This window comes from Streptomyces sp. NPDC026500 (assembly GCF_055567635.1).
The window spans coordinates 352,452-363,837 of record NZ_JBVHQB010000001.1; the positions used below are offsets into that span (position 1 = coordinate 352,452).

Consider the following 11,386-nt stretch of genomic DNA (forward strand, 5'->3'; position numbering starts at 1 on the left):
ACCGGACGGGGCTTTTTCGCGTGCCGTACGCGGACCCCCCCGTTCGGTCTTTCCCGGGGCGCCGTTCCGGCTGACGCATGGTCAGCTGGCAGGGTGCAGCTACTCCCCGAGGGTGCCCGGCGGTTGGCGGCCTGGTGTGTCGTGATCCTGCTGGCCGCCGGTGTGGGATGGGTGGGGATCCTGCTGTGCGGGGAGTTCCGTACGGCGGTGGTGCCGGTGCTGCTCGCGCTGCTCGGGACCGCGCTGCTCGGGCCGTTGTACCGGCGGATGGTCAGGGCACGGTTCAACCGCTCGCTGGCCGCCGCCCTCACCTGCGTCGCGGTGGCCGTCGTGGTCGGCGGTGCCGTCTACATCGTCGTCGCCGCGCTCATCCACACCGGCGGGCAGATCGTGGCCTCGCTCCGGCAGGCCTCGCGGTCCGTGGCCGAGCACTTCGGCGCGGCGGGCACCTCGCTCGACGACCTCGCCGCCAACTCCAAGGACCTGCTGAGCAAGTTCGGCGGAACGGCCGCGTCCAATGTCGTCAGCGGTGTCAGCGTCGTGGCCGAGACCATCGCCATGGCCTTCCTCGCCCTGCTGCTCGTGTTCTTCTTCCTGCGGGACTCGCACCGGGTGGCCGGATCACTGCGGTCGCTCGCGCCCCGGGGGACCGCCGACCTCGTCGAGGCCATGGCCCGGCGTGCCTACGGGGCTGTCGAGGGGTTCATGCGCGGGACGACGATCATCGCGCTCATCGACGCCCTCTGCATCACCGTCGGGCTCCTGATCTTCCGTGTCCCGGGTGCGGTGGGGCTCGGCGCGCTGGTCTTCGTGGGGGCGTACATCCCGTATCTCGGCGCGTTCATCTCCGGGGCGGTGGCCGTGCTGGTCGCGCTCGCGGACCGGGGGCTGGTGATCGCCCTGTGGGTGCTCGGGGTCGTGCTCGCCGTGCAGGTCCTGGAGGGATACGGCCTCCAGCCGATGATCCAGAGCCGCAGGGTGCAGATGCATCCGGCGGTGGTGCTGCTCGCGATCACGGCGGGCGCGTCCGTCGCGGGCGTGCTCGGCATGCTGCTCGCCGTACCGCTGACGGCGGCGGCCTTCGGCGTGGTGCACGAACTCCGTGTGCGTTACGCGCCCGAGGGGCCGGACGGACGGGACGGACCGGGAGCGCCAGGATTCCCCGGGGTGCCGGGGGCACCGGGACCGTCGGAGGACTCGTAGGCCTCGGAGAACCCGGGGCCATCAGCGGTGCGGGGTACGTCCGTGGTGCCGGAGCCCTCCATGGCGCGGGGTAGGTCCGCGGTGCCGGAGCCGTCCATGGCGCGGGGTACGTCGTTCGTGGTGGCGGATGCGTCCGTGGCGTGGGAGTTGCCCGGGGTGCCCGGGCTCTGCGTGGAAGGGGAGCCGTTTCCGGAGAGGGAGCCGTGCGCGGGGTCCGTGCCCGGCGGTTCGCCGAAGTCCGTGACCTCGCCGAACGCCTCCCACGCGTCCAGCAGCGCGGAGTCGTCCGAGGGCTCGGGCTCACCGGAATCCGTGTCCGGGGCCTCGGAGAACTCGAACCAGATGCTCTTGCCCTCGCCCCGCGGGTCCACCCCCCACGCGTCCGCGAGCATTTCGACGAGCACCAGTCCGCGTCCGGACGACGCCAGCTCCCCGGGATGGCGCCGGTGCGGCAGGTCGTCGCTGCCGTCGGTGACCTCGACCCGCATCCGCCGCTTGGCCGGCTCGCCCGTCACCTCGGCGACGAGCAGCGCGTCGGCGTCGGTGTGTACGAGGACGTTGGTCACCATTTCGGAGACGAGCAGGACCGCGGAGTCGAGCTGGTCGGCGGAGGTCCAGTCGTGCAGGAGCTCCCGCAGCTGCTGACGGGCCTCCGCGATCCGCTCGGGCTCGGCCTGCGCCACGGTCAGCATCGTGCGGCGAACCATCGGCCGTACGGTCGGAGCCGTGTCGTCGTAGGCACCCTCCACGCCCAGCCGGGACAGCAGCAGCACCGCTATGTCGTCCTCGCGCCGGTCGGCCAGCGGACCGGTGGTGTGGTGGGAGGAGGGCCCGTGCACGGCCTGGACGAGCGCGTCGGCGAGGGCCTCCATGTCGCCGTCGTGGGATTCGAGCGTCCGGCGGATACGGCGCCAGCCGGTGTCGAGGTCGTGGCCGCCTGTCTCGATGAGTCCGTCGGTGCAGATCAGCATGGTTTCGCCCGGCTCCAGGACGAGCCGCGTGGTCGGGTAGTCGGCGTCAGGGTCGATGCCGAGCGGCAGTCCGCCCGCCGTGGGCCGCATCAGCACCGTCCCGTCCGCCATGCGTATCGCGGGGTCGGGGTGTCCGGCGCGGGCGATGTCGAGCGTCCCGGTCGCCGGGTCGACCTCGACGTACAGGCAGGTCGCGAAGCGCACATCGGCGGGGTCCGCGGGGTCCTCGCCGCCGTCGGCGCCGCCGCTCGACCCGTACGTCACCGAGTCGGTGACCCCGTAGAGAAAGCGCGAGGCCCGTGACAGCACCGCGTCGGGCCGGTGGCCCTCGGCGGCGTACGCGCGCAGGGCTATCCGGAGCTGGCCCATCAGGCCGGCCGCGCGGACGTCGTGACCCTGCACATCGCCGATGACCAGGGCGTAGCGGCCGGCGGGCAGCGGGATCATGTCGTACCAGTCACCGCCGACCTGGAGGCCGCCGCCGGTCGGGACGTAGCGTGCGGCGACGCTCATGCCCGGCATCTGCGGGCCGAGCGTCGGCATCATCGAGCGCTGGAGACCGTCGGTCAGCTCCCGCGCGGTCTCGGCGGCTTCGGCGCGCGAGAGGGCCTGAGCGAGCATGCGGGCGACGGTCGTGAGGACCGAGCGCTCGTCGGGCGTGAAGCTGACGGGATACGTGAAGGCCGCCATCCACGCGCCCATGGTGCTGCCGGCGACGGTGAGCGGCAGGAACGCCCACGACTGCCGCCCGAAGTGCTGGGCGAGCGGCCAGGACGCCGGGTAGCGCTCCTTGTAGTCGTCGGGGGAGGAGAGATAGACCGCACGGCCCGTACGGACGACCTCGGCGGCCGGATAGTCCGTGGCCAGCGACATGTGCGAGAAGGGCCCCTCGTCGCCCGGCTGGTGCCCGTGATGGCCGATGATCGTCAGCCGGTCGCCCTCCGCGCCGAACACGGCGAGACCGTCCGGTGAGAAGCCGGGCATCGACAGCCCCGCCGCCACCCGCAGCACCTCCGCCGTGGACCGTGCCTCGGCCAGCGCCCGCCCCGCGTCCAGCAGGAACGCCTCCCGCGAGCGGCGCCAGTCCCCGGTGACGGGGGTGCGCGCGGCGGCGCCCGGCGGTTGCTCGCTGACCTCCTGAAGGGTGCCGACCAGCTCGTACTGCCCGGTCTCGGGGTCGATGAGCGGCCTGGAGCGGCTGCGGACCGTGCGGAGCACCCGGCCGTGTCCGTCCATGATCCGCATCCGCGCCTCGGCGAGCGTGCCCTCGGCCACCGCGAGCTGCACCACGCCGTCCATCTCGTTCCAGTCGACGGGATGGACATGGGAGCGTACGCCCGCCTCGGAGAGCGTCGTCAGCTCCGCGGGCATACCGATGAGACGGGCGGCCTCCGCGTCGAAGGTGACGAGACCCGAGGCGTTGTCCCAGCGCCACACGCCGGTCGCGAGATTGGCCAGGACGTCCCCCACAGCGGGCAGGGGCTCACCAGTGCGCATGCGCCCACTGTATGAACAGGTGATCGGTGCCTGCCACCGATGCCGTCCGGGGCGCGGAGCGGTTAATGGTGGGGAGGTGATCCTGGCCTGCCCGGTACCCTGGGGGTGTTTCACGTGAAACAGGCCCTCAATCCGCGAAGACTGGATGAACGACGATGCATCGGTACAGGTCCCACACCTGCGGCGAGCTCCGCGCCTCTGACGTCGGCAGCGACGTCCGGCTGAGCGGCTGGCTGCACAATCGCCGAGACCTGGGTGGCATCCTCTTCATCGATCTGCGCGACCACTACGGCATCACGCAGCTCGTCGCCCGCCCCGGCACGCCCGCCTACGAGGCCCTCGACAAGGTCTCCAAGGAGTCGACCGTCCGCATCGACGGCAAGGTCGTCTCGCGCGGTACGGAGAACGTGAACCCGGACCTGCCGACCGGCGAGGTCGAGGTCGAGGTGAGCGAGGTCGAGCTGCTCGGCGCCGCCGCGCCGCTTCCGTTCACGATCAACGCCGAGGACGGGGTGAACGAGGAGCGCCGCCTGGAGTACCGCTTCCTCGACCTGCGCCGCGAGCGCATGCACCGCAACATCCTGCTGCGTACGGCCGTGATCTCCGCGATCCGTCACAAGATGACGGCGCTGGGCTTCAACGAGATGGCGACCCCGATCCTCAGCGCCACCTCCCCCGAGGGCGCGCGCGACTTCGTGGTCCCCTCCCGGCTGAACCCCGGCAAGTTCTACGCGCTCCCGCAGGCGCCGCAGCAGTTCAAGCAGCTGCTGATGATCTCCGGCTTCGACCGCTACTTCCAGATCGCGCCCTGCTTCCGCGACGAGGACGCCCGCGCGGACCGTTCGCCGGGCGAGTTCTACCAGCTCGACGTGGAGATGTCCTTCGTCGAGCAGGAGGACGTGTTCCAGCCCATCGAGAAGCTCATGACGGAGCTGTTCGAGGAGTTCGGCGGTGACCGTCACGTCACCTCCCCCTTCCCGCGCATCCCGTTCCGCGAGTCGATGCTGAAGTACGGCTCCGACAAGCCGGACCTGCGTGCCCAGCTGGAGCTCGTCGACATCACCGACATCTTCGAGGGCTCGGAGTTCAAGGCCTTCGCCGGCAAGCACGTGCGTGCGCTGCCGGTGCCGGACGTGTCCGGCCAGACGCGGAAGTTCTTCGACGGTCTGGGTGACTACGCGGTCGAGCAGGGCGCGAAGGGCCTGGCCTGGGTGCGCGTCGGCGAGGACGGCTCACTGACGGGCCCGATCGCCAAGTTCCTCACCGAGGAGAACGTCGCCGAGCTGACCAAGCGCCTCTCGCTGGCCCCCGGCCACGCGGTGTTCTTCGGCGCGGGCGAGTTCGACGAGGTCTCGAAGATCATGGGCGCGGTGCGGGTCGAGGCCGCGAAGCGCTCGGGCAACTTCGAGGAGAACGTCTTCCGTTTCTGCTGGATCGTCGACTTCCCGATGTACGAGAAGGACGAGGACACCGGCAAGATCGACTTCTCGCACAACCCGTTCTCGATGCCGCAGGGCGGTCTGGAGGCCCTGGAGACCCAGGACCCGCTGGACATCCTCGGCTGGCAGTACGACATCGTCTGCAACGGCGTGGAGCTGTCCTCCGGCGCGATCCGGAACCACGAGCCCGAGATCATGCTCAAGGCCTTCGAGATCGCGGGCTACGACCGTGAGACCGTCGAGGAGCAGTTCGCCGGCATGCTGCGCGCCTTCCGCTTCGGCGCCCCGCCGCACGGCGGCATCGCCCCGGGCGTCGACCGCATCGTCATGCTGCTCGCGGACGAGCCGAACATCCGCGAGACGATCGCGTTCCCGCTCAACGGCAACGCGCAGGACCTGATGATGGGCGCGCCCACGGAGCTGGACGAGACCCGGCTGCGCGAGCTGCACATCTCGGTGCGCAAGCCGCAGCCGAAGTAGTCGGCGCAGCCGCAAGAGGCTGCGTGGTCGAAACGGGCAACGCAGCCGCAGCAGGCACCGCAGGTTGAAGCGGGCCTCGCGGCCGAGGTGGGCACGGCACACGGAAGTGGCTCGGAACCAGCGATGGTTCCGAGCCACTTCCGTGTGGCCTGCGAAACCACAGTCCGCACCCACGCTGCTGACAGGTCGGCTCCCTACCGTCCAGCGCATGACTGAGACCCAAGGACCCGCGCACAAACGGAACATGACTCGGCGCAAGGTCGTCGTCGCAGGTGGAGCGGCCGTGGCGGCCGTGGGCGTGGGCGGCGGTATCGCCGTCACCGCGTCCGCGGACGAGGTCACGACCGGCAGCGCGTCGGCGGCCGCGTCGAGCGCGGAGACCTGTTACACGCTGACCTCGGAGACCACCGAGGGCCCCTACTACATCGACGCGGACAAGATCCGCCAGGACATCACCGAGGACCAGGAGGGCATCCCCCTGACCCTCGCGCTCAAGGTGATCGACACGGAGACCTGCAAGCCGGTCAGAAACGCCGCGGTGGACATCTGGCACTGCTCGGCGCTGGGTGTGTACTCCGGCTACGAGGCGATGAGCAACGGCGGTGGCGGCGGCGGTCCGTCGGGCGGGCCCACGGACGTCCCGTCCGGCACCCCCACGGGCACGCCGACCGGCGAACCCCCGTCCACCGGGCCCTCCGGAGGCACCGGTGGCGGGCATTCCGAGCCCACCGACGACAAGCGGTATCTGCGCGGCACCTGGAAGACGGACCGGCACGGCCAGGTCACCTTCAGGACGGTCTTCCCCGGCTGGTACCAGGGTCGCTGCGTCCACATCCACGTGAAGGTGCATGTGGACGGCACGTGGACCGACGCGGGCTACGAGGGCGGTCACACCTGCCACACGGGCCAGCTCTTCCTCGCGGAGAAGGCGGTTCTGGCGTCGGCGGAGGTCTCCCCGTACTCCACGAACGCGACCACCCGTACGACGCTGGACGAGGACACGATCTACCCGGACAACGGCCACGAGGGCGGGCTGCTGTACCTCTCGTACAACAAGAAGCACATCACCAAGGGCGTCCACGCCCACCTGACGATGGGCGTGGCCCCGGACGAGACCCACGACAGCACGGACACCCGGCCGAGCGCGTCGGCCACGTCGTCCTGACCCCTCGACACCTCGACACACAGGGACCCGGACACCACGGTTCCGGGCCTCTTCGACTCCTGACAGGCGGGGGCCCGGAACACGTCGGTTCGGGGCCCCTTGCCGTGCGGAACGGGTCCGCTCAGGTGTCGTACGTGCCGTCCCACGGTTCGGAGAAGCCGAGGCGGTCGGGGTACAGCTCGGCCCAGGCCTCGCCCTCGTCCAGGCCGGTCAGCAGGCCGAACAGCACGCCGTCGACGGTGAGCTGGAACGGTCGTATCGCGATGTCCGTGTACGAGCGCCGGGGCAGGCTGCGCAGCAGCTTCGCCAGGTGGACGCGGGCGCGTGAGAGTACCGAGTTGTCCCCGTGCGGGTCTCGTTGCTGTTCGGCCCAGGTGCCGGCACACCAGACCTCCGAGTCGCGGTAGCGGCCCTCGGAGTCGAAGGTGTGGAGCACCGTATACAGACGTTTGTGCTCTTCCCAGCCGTCGTCGGGACGGAACCCTTCGGGGAAGGCGTACGTGATCGACGCCAAGAACTGACCGTCCGCGTACCGGCCGATTGTCTCGGTGCGGTGCTTCGGTTCGTAGGCGATCGGAATGACCTCGGGGACTGCCATGGCGGAAACCATACGGGTGGTCGAGGAGTACTCGGCGCCGGGGTCCACCCCGGATCGGCGGGACCGGACGACGGGCGGTTTCCCCAGGTCGCCGCGGGGGTGTCGCCCGGCCGCCGCCAGGAGGTCGCCCGGCTGTCACCGGGTCTCCAGCGGGCCCCGACGGCCCGGCGGCGGGCCCGGCGAGCGCGGGCCCGGGTGCGCGCACGGCTTCCGGTACGCGAGGAGCCCGGGAACGTTTCGTTCCCGGGCTCCTGTCGAGCGGTGGACGTTACTCCGGCGAGCCGCCGAAGCGCTCCTTGTACGACTCCAGGTCCTCGTCCGTGATCTTGGCGAAGAGGACCGGGGGAACGGTGAAGGGGGTGCCGGCGGGGACGAAGGACAGGGCGCGGGCCTCGTCCTGCGTCACCCAGGTCGCCGTGTCGTCCGCGAGGGCGAAGGCCGAGCGCATCGCGCGGGCGGACGCCGGGATGAAGGGTTCCGAGACCACCGAGTAGAGGTGGATGAGGTTCATCGCCGTACGGAGCGTCAGCGCCGCGCCCTCGGGGCTGGTCTTGATCTCCAGCCAGGGGGCCTTCTCCTCCAGGTAGGAGTTGCCCGCCGACCACAGGGCGCGCAGCGCGGCGGCCGCCTTGCGGAACTGGAGCGCCTCCATCTGGGTCTCGTACTCAGCGAGCAGGCCCGTGATCTCCACGCCCAGCTTCGCCTCGGCCTCGCCGGCCTCCGAACCCGCCGGGACCTCCTCGCCGAAGCGCTTCTTGGAGAAGGACAGGACGCGGTTGACGAAGTTGCCGAGGGTGTCGGCCAGGTCCTTGTTGACCGTGGCCGTGAAGTGCTCCCAGGTGAACGACGAGTCGTCCGACTCGGGGGCGTTGGCGATGAGGAAGTAGCGCCAGTAGTCGGCGGGCAGGATGTCCAGGGCGTGGTCGGTGAAGACTCCGCGCTTCTGGGAGGTGGAGAACTTCCCGCCGTAGTACGTCAGCCAGTTGAAGGCCTTGACGTAGTCGACCTTCTTCCACGGCTCGCGCACGCCCAGCTCGGTGGCCGGGAACATGACGGTGTGGAAGGGCACGTTGTCCTTCGCCATGAACTGCGTGTAGCGGACCGGGTTCTCGCCGGAGTCCGCGTCGTACCACCAGGACTTCCAGTCGCGGTTCTCCGTGTCCTGGTCGGACCACTCCTTCGTCGCGCCGATGTACTCGATCGGGGCGTCGAACCAGACGTAGAAGACCTTGCCCTCGGCCGCCAGCTCCGGCCAGGTGTCGGCCGGGACCGGGACGCCCCAGTCCAGGTCACGGGTGATCGCGCGGTCGTGCAGGCCCTCGGTCAGCCACTTGCGGGCGATGGAGGAGGCGAGCTGCGGCCACTCGGACTCGTGGCGGGCCACCCACTCCTCGACCTCGTGCTGGAGCCTCGACTGGAGGAGGAAGAGGTGCTTGGTCTCGCGCACCTCCAGCTCCGTCGAGCCGGAGATCGCCGAACGCGGGTTGATCAGGTCCGTGGGGTCCAGGACCCGTGTGCAGTTCTCGCACTGGTCGCCGCGGGCCTTGTCGTAACCGCAGTGCGGGCAGGTGCCCTCGACATAGCGGTCCGGCAGGAAACGGCCGTCGGCGGGCGAGTACACCTGACGGATCGCGCGCTCCTCGATGAAGCCGTTCTCGTTCAGGCGGCGCGCGAAGTGCTGGGTGATCCCGCGGTTCTCCGGGCTGGAGCTGCGGCCGAAGTAGTCGAAGGCCAGCTCGAAGCCGTCGTACACGGCCTTCTGCGCGTCGTGCGCCTGCGCGCAGAACTCGTCGACCGGCAGGCCGCGCTCCTTGGCCGCCAGCTCGGCGGGGGTGCCGTGCTCGTCCGTCGCGCAGATGTACAGGACGTCGTGGCCGCGCTGGCGGAGGTACCGGGAGTACACGTCCGCCGGGAGCATGGACCCCACCATGTTGCCCAGGTGCTTGATCCCGTTGATGTACGGAAGGGCGCTGGTGATGAGGTGTCGAGCCATCGCGGGCTGCTCCCAGGTCGCTACGTGGGGCGACGATCGCGTCGGATATCCGGTGGGCGGGTCGTCGCCGGGTGAACCTTGAAATCGTAGCCGACATGGGTGGGCCGCCCGCTTCCCGTTTTAAGGCGTGGGAAGGGGGCGGCCCGGGTGTTGGTGGGACGGGGGCTACGGGCGCCAGTTCTCCAGCACGCCGTCGTAGACCTCGACGTCCGTCAGCTCGCGCGGGGTCGGGCCCGCGTGGAAGAAGGCCGTGTTCCCGGTCTTCAGCCGGCGGAGGTAGTCGAAGGCCTTGTTGTCGTGCTCGCCGAAGGCCACGAAGGAGAAGAAGACGCCCGGGTGGTCCTTCGCCGCGTCCGTGAGGGACTGGGTGGCGGGGGTCTTGGCGTCCGGGGCGCCGTCCGTCTGGAAGATCACCAGGGCCGGGTCGGTGGTGCCCGACTGCTGGTAGTGGGTGACGACTTCCTCCACCGCCGCGTGGTAGCTCGTACGACCCATGCGGCCGAGGCCGGCGTGCAGGTCGTCGACCTTGTTCTCGTGCTCGGCGAGCGTGAGGACGCCGGTGCCGTCCAGCTCGGTGGAGAAGAAGACGACGTGGACGGTCGCGTTCGGGTCCAGGTGGGCGGCGAGGGCGAGGGCCTGCTCGCCGAGGGCCTGGGCGGAACCGTCCTTGTAGTAGGCGCGCATGGACGACGAGCGGTCGAGCACGAGGTAGACCTTGGCGCGCGCGCCGGTGAGGTCCCGCTTCTGGAGCGCGGTACCCGCTTCCTGGTACGCCGTGACCAGGGCCGGGGCCTCGTCCTTGACGTGGGCCGCCGTGACGGCGGAGGTACCCGGCGTCGCGTCGGCTTCGCCCTCGGCGACGTCGGCGACCGCGGGCTCGTCCACCTGCGCGGCCACCGGGGCGACCTCGTCGGCGACGACCGGCTCGGCCTCGACGATCTGCTCCGCCTCGGGCTCGGCAACGGCCTCCGTCTCGGCTGCGGGCGCGGTCTCGACGACCGGCTCCACCTCCGCGGCGGCCTCCGTCTCGACGGCGGGCTCGGGCTCGACCGGAGCCGCAGCCTCGGCAACGGGCTCGGCCTCCACGACTGCTTCCGTCTCGGCGACGGGCTCGGGCTCAGCAACGAGCTCTGCCTCTACGGCGGGCTCGGGCTCGACCGCGGCCTCGGTTTCCGTCTCGGCGACGGGCTCCGGCTCCGGCTCGACGACCGGCTCCGCCTCGGCAGCGGGCGCGGCCTCGACGACCGGCTCCGCCTCGGGCTCGACAGCGGGTTCCGCTTCTGCGGCTGCTTCCGCCTCGGCAGCGGGCACAGCCTCCGCCTCAGCTCTGGGCTCGGCCTCGGCGACCGGTTCCGGCTCCACCTCGGCAGCGCGCGCCGTCTCGGCGACGGGCTCGACCTCAGCCTCTGCCTCGGCGACGGGCTCGGCCTCGGCGGTCGGCTCGACCTCGGCAAAGGCCTCCGTCTCGGGGGCGAGCTCGGCGACGGGCTCGGCCTCTGCGGGCGTTTCCGGGGCCTCCTCGGCCGGGTGCTCTGCCGCAGGCGTCTCTTCCGCGGAAGGAGACTCGGTCTGCTTCGGCACCGTCACATTGTCGAAGGCGGCCGAAACCAGCTCGTCGACCACGGAGGGCGTGGGCTCGGACGCGGGAGCCGGGATGGTGGCCTCGGCCTCCGGTACGGGGGTGGAGGCCGGCTCGGCCTCCGGAGAAAGCGTCGGCTCCGCGGCGGGAGCCGGGACCGTCGCGGTCGACGTGGCCTCTCGCGAGGTCTCCGCGTCGGCGTCACGACCCTTGCGTGAGCGGCCGATCGCATTCCGCAGGAGAGTGAGAATGCCCATGTGCGCAACCCTTCGCGTGAGTTGATCCCGTCAATCCCTGGCCAGGACGGACACGTAAGGTTAGCGGCCATAGATGGTGATCTTCGGCAGGGGCGGCACACCGGACGGCCGTCACGTCAACCCCCTTACAGCGCCCACGGGTTCACTTTCCTACCACGGGGATTTGTCGGAATTCGTGCTTCCGTCGCGCGCCCTCCCCCGGTA

Annotated in this window: 7 protein-coding genes; 3 read left to right on the top strand and 4 right to left on the bottom strand. The window is 70.6% G+C overall.

Going from position 1 to position 11,386, the window contains the following annotated elements; all coding sequences use genetic code 11:
• The first annotated feature begins 93 nt into the window (after positions 1 to 93).
• Positions 94 to 1,203 carry an AI-2E family transporter gene (locus ACZ4N5_RS01590; RefSeq protein WP_467755132.1) on the top strand — a complete coding sequence of 370 codons (1,110 nt, stop codon included), beginning with the start codon at positions 94 to 96 and terminating at the stop codon, positions 1,201 to 1,203.
• On the opposite strand, the gene ACZ4N5_RS01595 is transcribed toward ACZ4N5_RS01590, so the two are convergent.
• Positions 1,110 to 3,671 carry a SpoIIE family protein phosphatase gene (locus tag ACZ4N5_RS01595; protein ID WP_467755133.1) on the bottom strand — a complete coding sequence of 854 codons (2,562 nt, stop codon included), beginning with the start codon at positions 3,669 to 3,671 and terminating at the stop codon, positions 1,110 to 1,112. The two genes, ACZ4N5_RS01590 and ACZ4N5_RS01595, sit on opposite strands and share 94 nt — an antisense overlap.
• Positions 3,672 to 3,826: 155 nt before the next feature.
• Here ACZ4N5_RS01595 and aspS point away from each other — a divergent pair, with 155 nt between their 5' ends.
• Both aspS and ACZ4N5_RS01605 read left to right on the top strand, forming a co-directional pair.
• Positions 3,827 to 5,590, top strand: a complete 1,764-nt coding sequence (gene aspS, locus ACZ4N5_RS01600) for an aspartate--tRNA ligase (protein WP_467755134.1) — start codon at positions 3,827 to 3,829, stop codon at positions 5,588 to 5,590.
• Positions 5,591 to 5,798: 208 nt separating this feature from the next.
• Positions 5,799 to 6,755 carry an intradiol ring-cleavage dioxygenase gene (locus tag ACZ4N5_RS01605; protein ID WP_467755135.1) on the top strand — a complete coding sequence of 319 codons (957 nt, stop codon included), beginning with the start codon at positions 5,799 to 5,801 and terminating at the stop codon, positions 6,753 to 6,755.
• 121 nt (positions 6,756 to 6,876) lie between these two features.
• On the opposite strand, the gene ACZ4N5_RS01610 is transcribed toward ACZ4N5_RS01605, so the two are convergent.
• From ACZ4N5_RS01610 to ACZ4N5_RS01620, 3 genes are all read right to left on the bottom strand, one after another.
• A complete protein-coding gene (locus tag ACZ4N5_RS01610) occupies positions 6,877 to 7,353 on the bottom strand; it encodes a hypothetical protein (RefSeq protein WP_467755136.1) in 477 nt (158 codons plus the stop codon).
• A 268-nt stretch (positions 7,354 to 7,621) separates the two neighbouring features.
• Positions 7,622 to 9,346 carry a methionine--tRNA ligase gene (gene metG / locus ACZ4N5_RS01615; protein WP_467755137.1) on the bottom strand — a complete coding sequence of 575 codons (1,725 nt, stop codon included), beginning with the start codon at positions 9,344 to 9,346 and terminating at the stop codon, positions 7,622 to 7,624.
• A 165-nt stretch (positions 9,347 to 9,511) separates the two neighbouring features.
• On the bottom strand, positions 9,512 to 11,182 hold the full coding sequence (locus ACZ4N5_RS01620) for a VWA domain-containing protein (protein WP_467755138.1): 1,671 nt from the start codon (positions 11,180 to 11,182) through the stop codon (positions 9,512 to 9,514).
• Positions 11,183 to 11,386 lie beyond the last annotated feature (204 nt).